Below are 19,033 nucleotides of genomic sequence, written 5' to 3' on the forward strand. Positions count from 1 at the left end.
TCGTTGCTGACCCTACAACAAATCGTCAGTCTTTCTTAAACGTTGATTGTAGCATCACCTTATTTGTGCTCTGGGCACCGGTCGCTAATGCCGTTATACGGTACATTTCAGACCATTCGGCAGAGTCATTAGGGTATGCATCTGGTGCAGGCGCATCGGGATCTTTCTGTGTAAAGCAAATAAACTCAACTATATACTTAGCACTGGATGTAACACTGTTAAGTCCCTGTGTAGCCGTTCGGTGTTTGCCCGTCGTCGTCCAGACATTAATCAGATCACCGGCCCCATCGTTGCCATCCGTCAACGGAAAACTATACTGATTACTGTCATCCTCGAGCCAAGGCTCATTTTCTGTATCTCGAATTTCACAACCACTGGTGATTCGGCCTGTTAAGCAAAGACCACCCGCGCAACTATCATCAAAACAAAGCGAACCACTGCAAGCCTTTTTAAAATGGACTTCCCGATCAAAATCTGTCGTCAGTACAAACTGCTCCCCTTCGACAAGCGCTGCCTCTGCTGCCTGAAATGCACGATCTTTATCCTGATGGTTTCCTGCCATTCTCTCTTCAAGGCTACTTAGCTGCATACCAGAAACAGCAATTAGAGACATCAAGACAACAAAAATTAAGCTCACAACAAGTACCGAGCCTCGCTGTCTATACATTATTCGACACCTCGATTACGTAGCTTCGTTGTCGCTGTTAGCGTTTTTCGTACAAAATCGCCATCAACCTGATTACGGCTTCGCATAACGAAAGACACTCGGGCACTCATAACATCAACCCACTCGGTCTCTTTAATATTCCGTGCTGTCAGATACTGATTGGCGACGCCATCATCATCGGTATCCAAGCCGAAAGATATCATCATATCCTCTACTCCCTGAACCACCTCCTCTGTAGCTCCATCAAATACAGAACGATACAAGCCGGGAATAGAAGCATCATCGCCTGAGTTGCGAATATAATAGAGAGTTCTATCTATCGACATCACCTTTGAGCCTGGCCCATATTCTTTTGACTCTGGAGCCCCACTTGAACAGGTAAATTGACCTCCAAGGAACTTGGTACAATTTTCTACAGTGCCAGAGCCGGTGTTATGATTCAGATGGTTAGCATTGTCGTTGTTATTCGTTGGACCCGTTATAGCGAAAATACCCACCTGGCTACAGCCTTCATCGACTAGCACCATTATCGTATCCGGCTTATAAGCATGAGTTCCCTTAATATGAATTGTTGCCGAATTAGGATTATGTGATGTAACGTATAGCGCATTATCTGGATTTGCTTTGTAAATTTGCAACGCATCGGTGCCGTCCCAAGCATCGGTAAGTTCTGCCGGATAATCAGAAACTGCGATAGCCCCTGTTGTTACCATACTATCGGTTGAATCTACGCCATAACCAATCAAACCATAGGCAAACTGCATATCTGCGCCACTTTCTACAGAATTAGCTACTTTTGCGCCACTTCCACAACTAGAATACCCCGCCATACGTAATTCTTTGATTACTTCAGAAAGACCATATCGACCATTCTCTTGAATATAAGAAAGCTCATCCTGAAGCTGATATGAACTACTACTCTGAACGTAAACTTGAATAACAGCACCTGTCATAACAAGACCAATGGTAATCGCAATCATCAACTCAATCAGCGATAACCCAGACTGCTTTGCTTTTGCAGTAACTATCATTATCACAACAAAGCCTCTAACGTATAAGTTTGGATCGTTTCACTGTCTTGTCCCTGACTTTGATCCCATTGAACAGACACAGTGACTTTGCTACCAGACATGGAAACGACCCCGTCACCTTCAGGTAACTCTTCCTTAAGCATAGCTAACCATTGAGCTTTGTCATAATTCACTAATGCCGTCGTCGAACATGTTCCAGTATCGCAAGCAGTTGAACCACTACTATCATCATTCAATGTAATCGAGTAGGCACCTGACTCCGCCTGAGTCTCATTAGCTCGCATTCGATCAAGAATATCGTAAGCTAGATAAGTCGCCTGTGATCGAAGATAAGCCTGATGATTAAAGCGAACACTATTGATCTGCAGCGCAGCCAATCCCAGCATACTAACAGAGATAATCACCAACGCGATTAGCACCTCAATCATCCCCACACCACACTGCACCTTACGCCAGCCATTCAGTTGCATGTCAAGACACCCCCACTTGCATTTAAAGTATCTCGACGAATACGCCCTGAGCTGGAAATAATAATCGCTCGAGCATAACTAAGCGTTTTGCTCGCATCACAGAGCGTAAAAGTACCCGCGTTAGCCGAACCACCCTCATTATTATAAATAATAACCCCTCCATCATCCCACTCGAGTGTATTACCGCCTTCAATGCTTTGAACGGCTTGCAAAACAGTATCACCAGAGTCTAAGGCCCCATCCGCATCTTCATCTGTGAAAACTAACCATCCCGAGGCCCAAGAAACGGTACCCGTTCCAACGGTACTACAGGTGGCCTGATTGCTACTGACACAAACACTGACACTATGCCCCCGATTAACTGCTTCAGATCGTGCGAACATCAACGACGAGTACAGCATATCTCGCTGTTCCGTTATCTGACCTCGTTTGATAAATTCACTAAAACTCGGAACGCCGATGGCAATTAAAATTGCCGCCACCGCCACCGATACCATCAACTCGATCAGCGTAAATCCATGCTGTCTATTCTTATACACAAGAATCACCGTTACTCCTTCATCGCATAAAACATCTCTGAAGCAATCTATTCGATCACACTAACTATACTTTAGACTCTCTTACAACCACCCTAGCATAAGAAATACCCAAAATAGGTAGTACAAGTCAACTAATAATAGAATTAAATCAATTCAAGCAACACTGACGCTGATTTAGCGCATATTTTTAAGCCAAAAAAAGAGGGGGGGGGATGAAGTGAGCGGCTTCAGCCGAGCCTGATACGTCCGGCAGAGGAGATGATCAAGCTATTTTGCGTCGTACTCCCTGAGACGGAGATAAGAAAAGTGCCACTATCGCTTGTGGCACCGCTGCTTGAAATACGCACTTGAGATCGATTCTTGAGCGTCACCGTGACGCCCTCGGGGAAGTCGGCTTGCCTTAACCGCTGATCATCGGCCATATTAAAAGCGCCATCACCGTTTTCATCAATGTACACCATCACCCCCTCCCCCCACTGTTTTCCACAGCTGACCGTTGAGATATCCAAAGGACACAAGGTCACGGCTTTTTTTCGGCTTACCGCTTCGTATCGCGCCTGACTATAACTATCTTTTATCAGTTGAGTGACGGTATTAAGCCGCTGAGAGTTGAGATAGCCTGACAATGAGGGCACGCCGATGGTGATTAAAATCACTAAAATACTCAGCACCACCATTAATTCGATGAGCGAAAAGCCACGCTGTTTTTGACTAACCATACCGCCTCCGTTTACCAACAATCTGCAACCCCAGCAGAACCTGATGCAGTCTGACTACCGGATTGATCTAGCCCTAACGCACCACACTCATCCGTTGCCTGTGCCCCAAGAGGCGTAGCCAGCACACGATAGCCGGTGTTATTAGGCCCCCCGCTAAATTGATAATGTCGTGCCATATCCCCCGCAACACAGGATAACCCCATTAATACATCATCATTACCATCGGCGTTACTATCAATCAGGTTGTATCCAAGCTCGGCCGCATAACGGCGCTCCATCTGTTGCGCCATATCCAGCAGACACAACCGCGCGGACTCTCGCCAGCTTTGTTGTGTATGCTGCATATAGGAGGGATAGGCGATAGCCGATAATAGACCGATAATCGCCACTGCAATCATTAACTCAATCAGGGTAAAACCTCGCACTGTGCGCCGAGAAGATCTACTCATCAATTACGCTCCAAATAGCGCCAACTGGCCCGACCAGTCTCTTCCGGCGCAGACTGCACTAACTCAGAATCAAGCTCTTCATCATTATGAATACGCTGCAGGCCATCACCATCGACCAATTCAGTCACCCCAGTACCATTGCCTGCTCGCATACCCGACACACTGACTTTTGTGCCATCAGCATCGGTGACTTTATCGTTCTCATCAAACACTCCGTCACCGTTATAATCCACCGAAACATAACTAAGACGGCCACCGGTATAGCGATTCAACTCCATCTCCCAGCCGTATCCACCCGCCTCACAGGGATCATTGGTATAGGTTAGGGTTGAGAAGATCACTCGCGACCCGCGCAGTACCGGTGTACTCAGCACCCGTTCGCCCAGTTGATCCGCCACACCAGAGCTGTGAGGTGTTTCTAGATCCATATACCAGCCCTTATCAGTAGCACCAAGGCTATTGTGGCTTGTTAACCTCAACTCCCGACTTTCATCACCGAAGGAGTAGAAGCCTTGAGCATAGATAGTTTGTTCTAGTAACGCATCCCGCCCCAAACTTATTTCGACACCCTCATCTACAATGCCGTAAAACGTTTGCAGGCTTGTCGATGACTTATCACTAAACTCAAAATCCTTACCGGTGCCAAAATAGATCATGTTGTCACCGGATGAATTCTCTGCTACCGCTAAACGTGAAGTTATTGGCTGAATCTCATCAGCATGACAGGAAGTAGCTGTACACGCCTGAAAGACCTTATAATCCAGCGCCCACTCGCTGGGATCAGCACTGCTCAGGTCAAACTTCCACACATTGCCATATAAATCACCACCATAAATAACATTGACCGTTTGCCCATCATCACTGACCGGTGCCAAGGTCGACATACCGTTGGGACGGTCGAGGCCTTCCGGCGCTTCATCAAGGCCAGTATTCGTGGATAATTTAATCAAGGAGGAGCCACTATCGAGCCCTTGCAGATAGATCACCGCATCACCCGACTCACTGACATGACCATCGTCTACTGTATTGTTATAACCGTTCCCAAACACCAGATACCATTGATTGTCCCTTAGCTTGACGATAGCGGGCCGAGCGTAGCTGTAACCCATATCTTGATCGTCAGCATCGGTAAACTCTCGCAAGAACATATCATCGGCCGCGCTCTCGGAAAAACGACTTGGATCGGTTACATCCAACAAATAAACGCCCTGACCACCTGCATTTAACCCGCCAGCTAGCAGGGTGCGCCACTCGCCATCACCGTCACGAACATAGGCATCCTGAACCGTCGGCGTGCCATCGACATAATAACGGTGGCTATACTCAGGATCGGCGAGGTCTTTTAACTCGGGCAATAAGATGGATGGAATATATGCCAGCAACTCTTGGCCGTCCGATGCTCTAAAACCATGTAGCATGCCATCATTTGCGCCAACATAGATCATCGGTTCGCGGGCAGTGTAAGTCTCTTTAAACGCCCGATAGCCGGCTGAACTGTAATAGGCTGAAGGGCTAGCGACATAGATAGGGTTTGAATGAACAATATCGCCGAGTAACGTATTACGACTTCGGTAACCGCTAACATCTTTTCCTCGAATATATTTAAGCATACTCTGCTGAACAAACCATGCAGTCTTCTGATCTGGTGAAAAACTCCGCCAACGAAAAGAAGTACCAGTGTCACCTTGATTAGTTATAATCTTTCGCTGACTCCAGGCTGGGATTTCAGCAGAGGCCTCCCATACAGGCGTATCCGCCACCTCTAACAAACCCGTTGAGCTATTCACCGTCGTGCTATAAGCATTTAGCTCACCGCTCCAATCCGTGGTATTAAAACTCGCCTGATAAATATCAAGCCCGCTGGAGACATAACCACTGTTTGCACTCAGACGAGTATTACTGAACGACTTACGACTAATATCAGCAAAAATACTTCTCAGCGAGGTAAGCAATTCATCCTCATTACCGGCGATAAGGTACTCACCATGCCCGTTTTCCGCGGCATCCTCCAGCATGGGGAGATTGATATCGAAGCCTACCGTATAGCTATACATATTTTGCAGACCCGACTGATCGCTCATATCGGTATCCCAGCCGAACATTGCTAGATCATCAAGGTAATAGTTAGAATAGTTCCGATCCTCTTGAGTATCGTCATCAAATTCATCCCAATTCGGTAGCTTACCATTCGGGTCATCGGGATCATTCAGGTCATCAAAACCTTCATCTCTCTGAGGTTCACCATCGGTGATCACCACCGTGAAATTTTTCTGGCATTGGCTGGTAATGGGTGATTCGTAGATGTCATAAACTTTATCATATTCATAATGGCCTCCCCACCACGAGCCAACCCAATGCCTATTAGTTAAACTGTAATTTGAAAAATGCCCTGTCATGCCTCGAAAATAACGAGTGACCTCATAATACGCTTCAGCAACAGGCGTACTACCATAAGCTTCATAATCATTGAGTTGAGTTATTAAATCAGTCTCACTACTACCGCATTCAAGATCAATCCTTCCACCTTCATCATAATTCAACTCTGCTAATCCAATCCGCATACCATCACCGGCTTGAATAACCGCGGTAGCCGCCGAAATCGCTTGCTCCATTTTAGTTTTGCCTGAAGAGTAACCGTCAGGATAATCGCCCATACTCCCCGAAGTATCCATCAGCAGCATCACATTAGGCTCTGCAGTTTCTGCTACATCGATGGGCACATTACTAATTGTGTAATCGGCAGCGATAGCCGAGGTAGCTATTAATGCAGAGGCAGCAACAATTAGCGTTAACATCCTTGTTCTCTTCATCGTCTCACCTAAATAGTCTCACCTAAAACGTTTGCGATATTCACTTTGGAGGATCACTTCACTGTCACCGCTTTTGCCCGTACTACGACTTAGGTGACGAAATAAGCTCACCCCAGTCGTCTCGCCGTAGTCATAGCCTTGAGTTTTGTCATCCGGCGTAAAGTCTGTCAGCTCGAGGGAAACCTGAGGTTGCTCATAGACAGTGCTCAACGCCTGAGCATTAAAGGCGGTCACCGGCTGAGCGCCAGCATCCCATTGACTAAGCGTCGTTAGATCTAATAATTTATGTTTGAGCTCACTACTACTGCGACTATCGACCACAAAATCAGACAATCCCGCTTTGAGATCGTCATACTGCACCAGCTCCGGCGTCGAAACTTGCGCAGCAAGCCACTCTTCGGAATAAGTTAGCCCCGCCTCCGCTGCTTCAAAAGCGATCGCCTGATCTTGCATATTGGCCGCCATGCGCGATTGCAGCACATTACTTTTTAGCGAGGTGGAAGCCATTAACGTCATCACTAACAACAAAATCAGCGCCACAATCAAGGTGGCTCCCCCTTGTCGCACAGCATAACAAACCATAATTTTCATCATCAAAGCACCGCATTCCTGAGCAACGCTGTTGCTGTATAGACTTGATAGAGGCGTCGATTAGAGGTATCGACCGTATCGAAAGGCGAGACTAACACTTGAGCCTGATCGGTGATGCCTGCAGCAAAACTACTCACCAACAAACTAAAACGAACGCTGATCACAGCGCTCCAATCCGTCGCCGTCATTTGCGCCAACGCTTTGTAATGATTCACTAGCGCATCGTCATCGCTATCAACCCCATACTCGAAGACTAGCCCTTCTATCCCCTCAACTTGCGCTTGCTTTTTTCGATATAGAGACACACGTCCGGCATCCGTATCGCCGATATAATAAGTCACATCATCGGCCTCCAGCCCTGGCAAATAAATGATATTACTTTTAATATTGCGCTGAGATATCACCAGGTTGCCGTACTCTTGCTCGAAGTCTTCAACCTTTGCTTTACTACTCTTAATGCCCAATACCGCCTCATCGACAGTACTATCGACACCACTCTGTCGCAGATCTTTGAGCAACAGATTCATCGCAAAACGACCGTTTTCTTGCACCTCAGACATGGCATCTTGTAATTGATAGGTACGCGCAGAGGCTACAAAAGCAGCTAACATCGCGGTGGTTAACAACAGCCCAATCACTGAAGAGATCATCAGTTCAATCAACGTAAAGCCTTGCTGCCCCTTCAGTTTAGGACGACAACGAGTATGGTCATCGAGTTTCATAGCGCGACCTCATGCTGATAGCTAGAGCGATTGCCATCATCTCGACGGCCATTCCAACTGAGTGTGATAAAGATAGTTTGATCGTTGCGGGAAATTTCGGCATCGCCATCAGGCAGGTAGGCTGTCACTCGCGCTAACCAATCGGCGATATCGTTAGCGGCTAATTTAGGCGCTGCCGCCAAACCTGCCGTGTTGCTGAAACCATCGACGGTTTGAGAAAGTTTGAGGGAATAAGCGTCGGCCAGCGCGGCCTGACGGTTGAGACGCATACGATCGGCCATATCACTGGCCATCGATACCGCTTGCGTGCGTAGATAGGCACTCTGATTTTGCTGCACACCGCGCGCTTGCATCGCCATCATGCCAGAGAGGCCGATAGCAACGAGCACCAGCGTGACCAACACTTCAATCAGGGTGACGCCGCGTTGAGCAGAGGGTAAATATGATTGATACGATACCAGCCGCGTAAACGTACGGCCGATAAAAGAATGGTTTAACCCACGTCCTTGTCTACACATCACAACATCCTTGTCGTAATTAATGAAGATAATGTAGTCCAAAAAAGTTAACAGCGCCAGTCAGTCAGCCGCTCTGATACAGCGGATATCGACAGGAAACAGCCGTTGATCTATTCGACTGTTAGAATTTTCACTTCAAATTTTAAGTTTTTTCCCGCCAACGGGTGATTAAAATCGATCGTCACCATGCGTTCATCGAACTCGGTGACCACGCCAGGTAACTCGCTATCAGAACCATCGGCAAATGAAACGACTAACCCAGGTTCTAGCGCCATATCACCAAATTGCTTACGCGGCAAACGTTGCATATTACTCGGATTAGACATACCGAAACCCTGCTCAGGCAAGATATCAATCACCGCTTCATCGCCTGCTTGCATACCCAGCAAGGCATTTTCAAAGCCGTCTAGCAGCTGCCCATCACCCACGACAAATGTCGCAGGGGCGCTCTCAAAGTTGGAATCGATCACCTGACCGTCAGTCAACTTGATAGCAAAATGCAGCGTCACCGTTGCATCAGGAACAATTGTCTGTTGTGACATAACTCAGACCTTTATTTAGATTTATTTTGATTATCAGTAGACCATATCATATCGATAATCAACATGCCTGCACCAATCGTAATCGCGGTATCCGCCAAATTAAACGCCGGAAAGTAATAACCATTATAATGCAGGGAGATAAAATCAACGACGTATCCATGCACTACACGGTCATACAGATTACCCAGTGCGCCGCCTAATACTAACGCTAATCCAGCTCCCAGCCAACGCTGTTGTCGCGGCGTACGAGCGATCCAAATCACCAATACCACACTCACCAACAATGCAATCAAAGCAAACAGCCAACGCTGCCAGCCACCCGCCGAGGCCAAAAAGCTAAAGGCCGCACCGGTATTGTGTAACAGCGTTAGATCGAAGACCGGTAGCTGAGGATGCGCAATCCCATAAGGTAACAAGCGACTCGCCTGATACTTGGTGAATAGGTCCAGCACGATAACCAGCGCCGCTAACCATAACCAAGGCAAGGCGCTGCGTGACGAACTCACAGTGCTCACCTCAGGCGAAACGACGTTGTTCACCGTCACCGATCACGTTTTCCACGCAACGATTACATAGCTCTTCATGTTCCGCGTGACTGCCAACCTCTTCACGATGGTGCCAACAGCGACCACACTTGGCCTGTTCACTCTTAACCACCGCAATGCTCAGCCCGTCCAATTCAGTCGCCACCGCATTCACAGCGTCAGCCGCAGGCCGTACCGCTGCTTTTGAGGTAATCAGTACAAAGCGTAGTTCATCGGCCAATTTCTCCAACTGAACGGCTAACGCTGGCGCACAATACAGGGTGACTTCAGCCTCAAGGCTACCACCGATGTGGCCCGCATTACGCTGATTTTCAAGTTCTTTGTTAACCGCGGTTTTAACAGCCATCACCTGCTGCCAATAATCACGCCCCATCGTCGTCGCGTCATCCATCACCGTCAGCCCCGTGTACCAAGTTGATAGCTGCACGGATTCCGCTCGCTCACCCGGCAGTTCTTTCCAGATTTCATCCGCGGTAAAGCTTAGAATTGGCGCGATCCAACGGGCCATCGCTTCGACGATATGGTACAACGCCGTTTGACACGAGCGACGCGCAATCGAGTCCGACTTCGCGGTATATTGTCGATCTTTAATGATATCCAGATAGAAGCCACCCAAATCCAATGAACAGAAATGTGAAATCTTCTGATAGACCTGTAGCATCTGATATTGATCATAATGACCCGCCAGTTCTTCCTGCAACCGTGCTGCACGATCAACCGCCCAACGATCCAGCGCCACCATCTCGGCTGGCGCCACCATATCGGTTTCTGGATTAAACCCGTCTAAGTTAGCTAATAAGAAACGGGCGGTATTCCGAATGCGGCGATATGCATCGGCAGTCCGTTTTAGAATCTCATCAGAGACCGTCATTTCAGAGCTAAAATCAGTTGATGCCACCCACAAACGCAGGATATCCGCACCGTACTTATTCATCACTTCCTGAGGCGAAACAACATTACCCACCGACTTCGACATCTTGCGACCATCACCATCCACGGTGAAACCATGAGTCAGCACCTGCTTATAAGGTGCACAGCCTTTGATGGCGATACTGGTTTTCAGCGATGATTGGAACCAACCACGGTGTTGATCGGAACCTTCAAGATACATATCCGCAGGGAACTGCAGGCCTTCGGTACGATCCAGTACAGAGTAATGCGTCACACCGGAATCAAACCATACATCGAGAGTATCGAGTACTTTTTCGTATTGATCGGCTTCATCACCCAACAGCTCGCTAGCATCCAAATCAAACCACGCATCAATACCGGTTTGCTCAACCTTCAACGCCACTTCTTCAATCAAGCGCGGGGTTTCAGGGTGCAGTTCGGCGGTGATTTTATTGACAAACAACGCAATCGGCACACCCCAAGTACGCTGACGGGATACACACCAGTCAGGGCTTTGCTCAACCATCGATTCAATACGGTTCTGCCCCCAACTAGGGAACCACTCAACGCCTTTAATCGCTTCTAAAGCATCTTTTTTCAGGCCTTTCGCTTCCATACTGATAAACCACTGCGGTGTCGCACGATAGATCAGAGGTGTCTTGGTGCGCCAGCAATGAGGGTAGCTGTGGCTGAATTTATTCTTCAATAACAACCGGTCGTTAGCTTCCAGCGCCGCGACAATCGTATCTTCAACTTTATACACATGTTGACCAGCAAACTCACCGGCATGCTCGGTAAATACGCCATCGGGGCCGACTAGATTTAATGTCTCGATACCGTAAGCACGACCAACATTAAAGTCTTCTACGCCGTGATCGGGCGCCGTATGCACCGCACCAGTACCCGCCTCAGTAGTGACATGATCGCCAAGAATGATCGGCACCTGTTTATCGTAAAACGGATGCTGTAACGACTGATGTTCCAGCGCCTCACCCTTACAGTGACCGACAATACTGTATTCTTCGATGCCATAACGTTGCATCACATCTTCAACCAACGCCTCAGCCACCAATAGCCGTTCACCATCCACCTGCACCAGCACATATTCTAGCTCGGCGTTCAGGGATACCGCTTGATTGGCAGGCAGCGTCCAGGGTGTCGTGGTCCAGATAACAACCGTGGCTTCGCCTTCACCGGCAAGGTCGTTAAAACAGCTTAAGAATGCCGCTTGATCAACCGGGGCAAAACGCACATCGATGGCTAACGAGGTTTTATCCTGATATTCAACTTCCGCTTCAGCCAACGCAGAACTACCGACGACGCTCCAGTAAACCGGCTTATAGCCTTTCACTAAGTGACCGTTTTCAGCGATACGGCCTAAGGCACGAATGATATTGGCTTCAGTGGCGAAGTTCATGGTTAGGTAGGGGTTTTCCCAGTCGCCCAACACGCCCAAACGGATAAAGTCTTTCTTCTGCCCTTCGACTTGACGCGTCGCATATTCACGGCACTTCTTGCGGAAATCGCTGTACGAGACTTTGACACCGGCTTTGCCGACTTTCTTCTCAACATTGTGCTCAATCGGCAAACCATGACAGTCCCAACCCGGCACATATGGCGCATCGAAACCGGCGATGGTGCGAGACTTAACGATAATGTCTTTGAGTATTTTATTCACCGCATGACCGATATGGATATCCCCATTCGCGTAGGGTGGGCCATCATGCAAAATAAATTTTGGCCGACCCGCACTGACTTCGCGAATCTTCTGGTAGAGATCCATCTTTTGCCACTGTTTCAGCATCTGCGGCTCTTTCTGAGCCAGATTGCCGCGCATCGGGAACTTAGTATTGGGTAAGTTCAGGGTCGGTTTATAATCGGTCATTGTCGTATCGCTTCTGAATCGTCTAATTTGGCCTTAATTTACAAGGCACCTGTCAGAAAGTAGTTCCTGACCTGTTGAATATCATTATCTATCTGCTGCTTCAGCGCTTTCAACCCGTCAAACTTCTGTTCCGAACGGATAAACGCTTTAAACTCTACCGTCAGTAATTGACCGTAAAGGTCACCTTGCCAATCGAACAGGTGTGCTTCAAGTACCGGCTGCTTGCCATTCACCGTTGGCCGCATACCAATATTGGCGACACCTTGAGCCGACAGGTTTTTCCCCGTCAGCGTAACGGCATAGACGCCCTTGAGAGGCGCGTGAAACCGGTGCATCCGCACATTGGCGGTCGGTACACCGATGGTACGGCCCAGTTCTTGTCCGTGCATGACCCGCCCGGTGACGCTGTAGGGGCGCCCTAACAATCTCTGAGCCTGTGCTAAGTCATTATGTTGTAGCGCATGACGGACACGGGTACTACTCACCCGCTCACCGGCTACATCGAAGGTGTCTGTATTCACAACACTGAAGCCGTAACGCTCACCACTTTGACGTAACATGTTGTAATCGCCGCTGCGATCACAGCCAAAACGAAAGTCATCACCCACGACAAAGTGCCGCACGGCCAAGCCTTTTAACAACAACTCATCAACAAACTGATCTGCACTCATGCTACGCAAGCGTTCGTTAAAGGTCAGACATAACACCCGATCGACACCCTCCGCTTGCAACAACCGCACTTTCTCATCAAAGCGCGTCAAGCGTGGTGGTGCATGCTGACCGGCGAAGAATTCCCTCGGCTGCGGCTCAAAAATAATCACGACCGCAGGCAAGCCGAGCTCTTTGCCTTTACGCAGCACCTGCGTCAGCACCTGCTGATGACCCAGATGCACGCCATCAAAGTTGCCGATCGTTGCGACACAGCCTTTATGCTTGTCACGCAGATTATGCAAGCCCCGAATTAGCTCCATGTCACCTCAGTCTCATTGGCAAATAAAATAAGCGCGAAATTATACCCCAGTTAGAGCAATATTCGCTATCAATCAACCGCGATATCGCAGGATTAATGACGTAGATGCCGCAGTCGCATCCCCATTCCTGCCAATACCAGCAGATAAATAACGCCTCCGCCCGCCACCAGAATAGTCATCTGAGTGACTCGCTGCCATAGCGTAAACCCTAACCACTGCTCCGGTGTACCGGCTAGCAACAACAGAAACGCAATCATTGCCGTATTCGCTAACGCCATGCGGACAAGCCAACGCAACCAACCCGACTGCCAGCAGAACACGCCCTCTTTAAGTAAACCACGCAACAACAAGCCAGCATTCAAAAAGGCCGACAGGGTCGTCGCCAACGCCAAACCGACATGATCCAACGGCCAAATCAGTAATAGATTTAAGCCCATATTAACGACCATCGCATAGATACCAATCTTCACCGGCGTTTTGGTATCTTGACGAGAATAATAACCTGGCGCCAATACTTTAATCAGCATGAAGGCCAACAACCCACAGGCATAGGCACGCAAACTCATCGCCGCCATGCTGACATCGTGATCGGTCATCTCACCATAATGAAACAACGTTGCCAACAACGGCTCAGCCAACACCAATAGCGCCATCGCAGCCGGCAAACCAATCAACAAAACCATTCGCATCGCCCAATCGAGGGTGCGCGAGAAATGCTCGGTACTTTTCTCAGCATGCTTACGCGATAAACTCGGCAAAATAACCGTGGCGATCGCAATACCAAACACCCCTAACGGCAATTCCGCTAAACGATCAGAATAATATAACCACGAGACACTCCCTGTTTGTAGAAAAGAGGCCAACAAGGTATCGAGCAGCAGATTAATCTGACTCACCGACACGCCAAACAACGCCGGAATCATCAACTTAAGAATCCGCTTCACGCCCTCATCCTGAAACCCCAGCTTAGGCGCAGGTAATAACTGCAGTCGCCAAAGAAACGGCATCTGAAATAATAATTGCACCGAGCCTGCAATCAATACACCGAAAGCTAACGCCATCACCGGCTGTTCAAATAACGGCTGCATCCAGATAGCCGCGCCAATCAATGACAGATTCAATAACACAGGGGTAAACGCCGGCACCGCAAAGCGCTCATAACTATTAAGAATGCTACCTGCCAGGGCCGTTAAGGAGATCAACAATAGATAGGGAAAGGTATAGCGCAACATATCCACGGCCAAACCATAACGCAGCGGATCATGCAGATAAAACCCAGGCGCAAAGATGGCGGCTAACACGGGAGCCCCCAACACCCCTAGCGCGGTCACGGCAACCAATACTACGCCGAGACTTCCCGCCACTCGATCAACCAGCTGTTTCACTGCCGCCAGATCTTTGAGACTGCGATATTCAGATAACACCGGCACAAACGCCTGAGAGAAAGCCCCCTCAGCAAACAGTCGCCGCAAAAAGTTAGGAATTTTAAACGCCACAAAAAACGCATCGGCACTGCTTCCCGCACCAAAATAGTTAGCCACGACCACATCACGCATCAAACCTAGCACGCGTGATAGCATCGTCATCATGCCGACCAGAGCGCTCGAGCGTAATAAACTGCGAGACCTCGGCGGCTTATCCTGAGGGGGTTGATCGGGCTGCGGGCTAATCGATTCAGCCCCTGCTGATGGCGGTTCTGTTCTGCTCAATGCTCTGCTTTCCTGCCAGCGAAAATGAATTGTGGCTGATAATACCGATTAAGTCCTCAAAATGCTTGCGCAAACCAAGCCGCAACGCAATAAGAACACCCCTGCCAGCGACTTAATTAACACTTAGCTATTGACACTAGCGCCACAAACATGAATAATCTCGCGTCTTAATTTTAGATGCCCAACAGTTCAATAATGAACCATGGACGTCTCAATATCGATTATTTTATATCGATCAACTTTTACACTGTTTAGAGGAGTCGGATTGTGGCAAATTCCGCAGGATCCCGTAAACGCGCTCGCCAAGCCGAGACGCGCCGTCAAAATAACGCGAGCCTGCGTTCCATGGTTCGCACTTACGTTAAAAGAGTTGCAGTTGCTATTGAAGCAGGCGATCACGCTGCTGCAACAGCTGCTTTCGTTACCGCTCAGCCATTAATGGATAGCGCAGTAACCAAAGGCATCTTCAACAAAAACCAGGTTGCTCGCAAAAAGAGCCGCCTGAACGCCTCTATCAAGAAGCTAGCTGCCTAATCTCTTCGAGAGACAAGCCATTAAAAAAACCGGCCTAGGCCGGTTTTTTTTGCTTTAACAAACGATACGGAAAGCAAACCGCTTAAACCAAGACCAAATTATCTCGATGCACTAACTCCTGCTCACCCACAAACCCCAGCGCCGTTTCGATATATGAACTAGGATGACCGATAATCTTCTGCGCATCCTCAATACCGTAATTCACCAAACCTCGAGCAATCGGCCGACCCGACTCATTCGCAATCACCACCATCTCGCCACGAGAAAAAGAACCCGCAACCGCCTTTACGCCCGCCGGCAAAAGACTCTTACCACGCTCAACCAAGGCTCGCACGGCACCATCATCTAAGATCAATGTACCGCGCGCCTGAAGATGGCCTGCAATCCACTGCTTACGTGCCGCCATCGGCGACTGCTCCGGCACTAACAGAGTACCCAACTCTTCAGCTTCGCGCAGGCGCAACAAGATATTATCTTCTCGCCCACTGGCAATCACCGTCACCGCACCGGATCGCGCCGCCAGCTTGGCCGCTCGCACCTTCGTCGCCATGCCACCCTGACCCAAACGACCACCATCGCCAGCCATCGCTACCAATGACCGATCCCCCGCCATCGCTTCAGAAATCAACGTCGCGTCCGGATTTGAGCGCGGATCAGCGGTATACAATCCATGCTGATCGGTTAGCAATATCAGCGCATCCGCCTCAACCAAGTTAGCCACCAACGCTCCCAAGGTATCATTATCGCCAAAGCGAATCTCTTGAGTCACAACGGTATCATTCTCATTCACTACCGGCACAACACCCACCGACAGCAACGTCTTAAGCGTGGCCTGAGCATTCAAATAACGCTTACGATTGGAATGATCTTCATGCGTCAGCAGAATTTGCGCCGTTAATGCATCATGTCGCCTAAAATTAGCCTCGTATGCTTGCACCAACCCCATCTGCCCAACAGCGGCGGCCGCCTGAAGCTTATACACTTCATAGGGCCGTTCCTTCCAACCCAGACGAACAATGCCCTCAGCAATCGAACCAGAGGACACCAGCACGATCTCAACCCCGCTGCGACGTAACTGTGCCAACTGATCGACCCAGCGACCGATCGCCACCAAATCCAACCCTGCACCATCATTAGTTAACAATGCACTGCCAATCTTAACAACCCAACGACGGGATGCTTTCAGTCTACTTCGCGCTGAGCTCACGGATCACTACTCTCTCGATAGACCGCTTAAAGGCCACTTCCTTTCCGACCACTTACTGCAGCCAGGCACCTCAAGTCAGTCTTAATTTTTTACATATTCAACTTCAACGTCATAATCATCGTCGTCAAAGTCATCAAAATCATCGTCGCCACGATGCTTCGCACGTATTTCGTCACGCATCTGCTCGATACGCTCACGCCCTTCACGATCAATAGCACGTCGCAACTCCAATTCAGCTTCAACCAGCTCAGGCTCTTCCGCCATCCGCTCAGCCAACTGATCGAGCAATACCTGAACATCCTGCACCAGCTGCTGCGTACCCATCTTATTAATCGCAGAAATACGATACACAGGCCCTTCCCAGCCCAACGCATCAATCACCGCCTGACAGCGCTCTTCCTGCTCTTCTTCTGGCACCATATCCAGCTTATTCAGCACCAACCAGCGCGGCTGCGCCGCCAACGTCGGACTAAACTTTTCCAGCTCACGAACAATCACACAAGCCGAATCAGCAGGTGCCTCACCATCCCAAGGCGCCATATCGACCAGATGCAACAGAATACGGTTACGCGCTAGATGCTTGAGGAAACGAATACCTAGACCCGCCCCCTCAGCCGCACCTTCAATAATTCCGGGAATATCCGCAATCACAAAGCTCTTATGCTGCTCAACACTCACCACACCTAGATTTGGCACCAAGGTCGTAAACGGATAATCCGCTACCTTTGGCGTCGCCGCCGAAACCGAACGAATAAAGGTTGATTTACCCGCATTAGGCAACCCCAGCAAACCGACATCCGCTAGCACTTTCAACTCTAGCTTAACGTTACGAGTTTCACCCAAACTACCATTGGTCGTCTGTCGCGGCGCACGATTCACACTACTCTTAAAGCGCGTATTACCCAAACCATGAAAACCGCCCTGAGCAATCTTCTCGACCTGACCCACCTTAGTCATATCGGCCAGCACTTCATCTGTATCAATATCGACGACCGTCGTACCGACGGGCACCTTCATGATCAGATCTTCGCCCTTAGAACCGGTACAGTTACGACTTTGACCACCCTTACCGTTTTCCGCCTTATAGCGTGGCTGAAAACGATAATCGATCAACGTATTCAGCGACTCATCCGCCTCAACATAGACGGAACCGCCATCACCACCATCACCACCGTCTGGACCGCCTTTAGCGATATACTTCTCGCGGCGAAAACTCAGGGTACCGTTACCGCCTTTACCCGCTTCGATCGTAATCGTCGCTTCATCTACAAATTTCATCCTACACCTCCAGCTATACTGGCATTCTGTGCACGCCACCGGCAATAAACCGGCTGTTGATAACGCCCGCCTCGCAGACCCTTTCAACAACAAGCTTAATTAGCCATTAAAAACAAAAAAAGCCCCGCAACCGCGGAGCTTTTTTAAGTATACAAGCCGTATTAAGCGGTTTCTATCGTAATATACTTACGCTTTTGCGGGCCTTTCACAACAAACTTAACAACGCCATCTGCAGTCGCAAACAAAGTATGATCTTTACCCATACCTACGTTTACACCCGCATGGAACTTAGTTCCGCGCTGACGTACCAGAATGTTACCAGCCGTTACTACCTGACCACCGAAACGCTTAACACCTAAGCGTTTCGACTCGGAGTCACGACCGTTACGAGTACTACCTGCCGCCTTCTTATGAGCCATTTGTCACTCTCCTATCAAACAGTCTTAGGCATTAATGCCAGTGATTTTTACTTCAGTGAAGTGCTGACGGTGACCCATCTGCTTCATGTGATGCTTACGACGCTTGAACTTCATGATATGAACTTTCTTAGCGCGACCGTGGCTTACAACTTCAGCTGTAACCTTAGCACCTTCAACGACTGGCGCGCCGATTTTAACATCATCGCCATTCGCAACCAGCAAAACGCGGTCAAATTCAACATTAGCGCCCGCTTCTACAGCCAGCTTTTCCAGTTTCAGCGTATGGCCTTCCTGAACTCGGTATTGCTTACCACCGCTCACAATTACTGCGTACATTTCAATCTCCAGTTTAAAACCCACCCTGCTACTAAATAAGACGCCTACTTCAAATGGTTAAACCATATGGTAGGGAGCGAATTTGGATGGGTTAGGGCGCGAGATTATATAGAAACCTAGGCGACGACTCAAGCATAATCAGAGATAATAACCTTACTTTCTTGACACTCGGATACTCTCCCCCTAGCATGCGCCCATAC

20 protein-coding genes are annotated in these 19,033 nt (G+C 48.9%); 1 reads left to right on the forward strand and 19 read right to left on the reverse strand.

Features of this window, described 5'->3' with window-relative positions:
* Positions 1 to 25 precede the first annotated feature (25 nt).
* From Q4488_RS09560 to murJ, 15 genes are all read right to left on the reverse strand, one after another.
* The gene (locus Q4488_RS09560) at positions 26 to 667 is read right to left on the reverse strand and encodes a PilX N-terminal domain-containing pilus assembly protein (protein ID WP_303580253.1); all 642 of its coding nucleotides are present in this window, start codon (positions 665 to 667) and stop codon (positions 26 to 28) included.
* Positions 667 to 1,698 (reverse strand): PilW family protein, encoded by a 1,032-nt coding sequence (locus tag Q4488_RS09565; RefSeq protein WP_303580254.1) that lies wholly within the window; start codon positions 1,696 to 1,698, stop codon positions 667 to 669. The genes Q4488_RS09560 and Q4488_RS09565 overlap by 1 nt, the downstream gene beginning before the upstream one ends.
* A 2-nt stretch (positions 1,699 to 1,700) precedes the next feature.
* Positions 1,701 to 2,168, reverse strand: coding sequence for a type IV pilus modification protein PilV (pilV, locus tag Q4488_RS09570; RefSeq protein ID WP_303580255.1), 468 nt, complete (start codon positions 2,166 to 2,168; stop codon positions 1,701 to 1,703).
* Positions 2,159 to 2,707, reverse strand: a complete 549-nt coding sequence (locus Q4488_RS09575) for a GspH/FimT family pseudopilin (protein ID WP_303580256.1) — start codon at positions 2,705 to 2,707, stop codon at positions 2,159 to 2,161. Before Q4488_RS09575 ends, pilV (Q4488_RS09570) begins: the two co-directional genes overlap by 10 nt.
* Positions 2,708 to 2,934: 227 nt before the next feature.
* Positions 2,935 to 3,426, reverse strand: coding sequence for a GspH/FimT family pseudopilin (locus Q4488_RS09580; protein ID WP_303580257.1), 492 nt, complete (start codon positions 3,424 to 3,426; stop codon positions 2,935 to 2,937).
* An 11-nt stretch (positions 3,427 to 3,437) separates the two neighbouring features.
* Positions 3,438 to 3,875: a type IV pilin protein gene (locus Q4488_RS09585; RefSeq protein ID WP_303580258.1), complete on the reverse strand. Its 438-nt coding sequence runs from the start codon at positions 3,873 to 3,875 to the stop codon at positions 3,438 to 3,440.
* Positions 3,875 to 6,670, reverse strand: coding sequence for a PilC/PilY family type IV pilus protein (locus Q4488_RS09590; RefSeq protein WP_303580259.1), 2,796 nt, complete (start codon positions 6,668 to 6,670; stop codon positions 3,875 to 3,877). The genes Q4488_RS09585 and Q4488_RS09590 overlap by 1 nt, the downstream gene beginning before the upstream one ends.
* Before the next feature lie 33 nt (positions 6,671 to 6,703).
* On the reverse strand, positions 6,704 to 7,279 hold the full coding sequence (locus tag Q4488_RS09595; protein WP_303580260.1) for a PilX N-terminal domain-containing pilus assembly protein: 576 nt from the start codon (positions 7,277 to 7,279) through the stop codon (positions 6,704 to 6,706).
* The gene (locus Q4488_RS09600) at positions 7,279 to 7,998 is read right to left on the reverse strand and encodes a PilW family protein (protein WP_303580261.1); all 720 of its coding nucleotides are present in this window, start codon (positions 7,996 to 7,998) and stop codon (positions 7,279 to 7,281) included. The genes Q4488_RS09595 and Q4488_RS09600 overlap by 1 nt, the downstream gene beginning before the upstream one ends.
* Positions 7,995 to 8,516 (reverse strand): type IV pilus modification protein PilV, encoded by a 522-nt coding sequence (gene pilV / locus Q4488_RS09605; protein WP_303580262.1) that lies wholly within the window; start codon positions 8,514 to 8,516, stop codon positions 7,995 to 7,997. Before pilV (Q4488_RS09605) ends, Q4488_RS09600 begins: the two co-directional genes overlap by 4 nt.
* 110 nt (positions 8,517 to 8,626) lie before the next feature.
* Positions 8,627 to 9,058: a peptidylprolyl isomerase gene (locus Q4488_RS09610; protein WP_303580263.1), complete on the reverse strand. Its 432-nt coding sequence runs from the start codon at positions 9,056 to 9,058 to the stop codon at positions 8,627 to 8,629.
* Positions 9,059 to 9,069: 11 nt separating this feature from the next.
* Positions 9,070 to 9,564 (reverse strand): signal peptidase II, encoded by a 495-nt coding sequence (gene lspA, locus Q4488_RS09615; RefSeq protein WP_303580264.1) that lies wholly within the window; start codon positions 9,562 to 9,564, stop codon positions 9,070 to 9,072.
* A gap of 10 nt (positions 9,565 to 9,574) precedes the next feature.
* Positions 9,575 to 12,379: an isoleucine--tRNA ligase gene (ileS, locus tag Q4488_RS09620; RefSeq protein WP_303580265.1), complete on the reverse strand. Its 2,805-nt coding sequence runs from the start codon at positions 12,377 to 12,379 to the stop codon at positions 9,575 to 9,577.
* 38 nt (positions 12,380 to 12,417) lie between these two features.
* Positions 12,418 to 13,350 (reverse strand): bifunctional riboflavin kinase/FAD synthetase, encoded by a 933-nt coding sequence (gene ribF, locus Q4488_RS09625; protein WP_303580266.1) that lies wholly within the window; start codon positions 13,348 to 13,350, stop codon positions 12,418 to 12,420.
* A gap of 92 nt (positions 13,351 to 13,442) precedes the next feature.
* Positions 13,443 to 15,020: a murein biosynthesis integral membrane protein MurJ gene (gene murJ, locus Q4488_RS09630; RefSeq protein WP_303580330.1), complete on the reverse strand. Its 1,578-nt coding sequence runs from the start codon at positions 15,018 to 15,020 to the stop codon at positions 13,443 to 13,445.
* A 306-nt stretch (positions 15,021 to 15,326) separates the two neighbouring features.
* Between murJ and rpsT the strand changes: the two genes are divergently transcribed.
* A complete protein-coding gene (gene rpsT, locus Q4488_RS09635) occupies positions 15,327 to 15,593 on the forward strand; it encodes a 30S ribosomal protein S20 (protein ID WP_303580267.1) in 267 nt (88 codons plus the stop codon).
* Positions 15,594 to 15,675: 82 nt separating this feature from the next.
* Here rpsT and proB read toward each other — a convergent pair whose 3' ends face one another.
* The 4 genes from proB to rplU form a co-directional block, all read right to left on the reverse strand.
* Positions 15,676 to 16,800 (reverse strand): glutamate 5-kinase, encoded by a 1,125-nt coding sequence (proB, locus tag Q4488_RS09640; RefSeq protein WP_303580268.1) that lies wholly within the window; start codon positions 16,798 to 16,800, stop codon positions 15,676 to 15,678.
* A gap of 81 nt (positions 16,801 to 16,881) precedes the next feature.
* Complete coding sequence (gene cgtA, locus Q4488_RS09645) at positions 16,882 to 18,078, reverse strand: Obg family GTPase CgtA (protein ID WP_303580269.1); 1,197 nt, start codon at positions 18,076 to 18,078, stop codon at positions 16,882 to 16,884.
* 161 nt (positions 18,079 to 18,239) lie between these two features.
* Positions 18,240 to 18,497 (reverse strand): 50S ribosomal protein L27, encoded by a 258-nt coding sequence (rpmA, locus tag Q4488_RS09650; protein WP_126159393.1) that lies wholly within the window; start codon positions 18,495 to 18,497, stop codon positions 18,240 to 18,242.
* A gap of 24 nt (positions 18,498 to 18,521) precedes the next feature.
* Positions 18,522 to 18,833: a 50S ribosomal protein L21 gene (rplU, locus tag Q4488_RS09655; RefSeq protein WP_303580270.1), complete on the reverse strand. Its 312-nt coding sequence runs from the start codon at positions 18,831 to 18,833 to the stop codon at positions 18,522 to 18,524.
* Positions 18,834 to 19,033 lie beyond the last annotated feature (200 nt).

It is taken from the genome of Amphritea sp. 1_MG-2023, from assembly GCF_030547545.1.
Taxonomy (GTDB): Bacteria; Pseudomonadota; Gammaproteobacteria; order Pseudomonadales; family Balneatricaceae; genus Amphritea.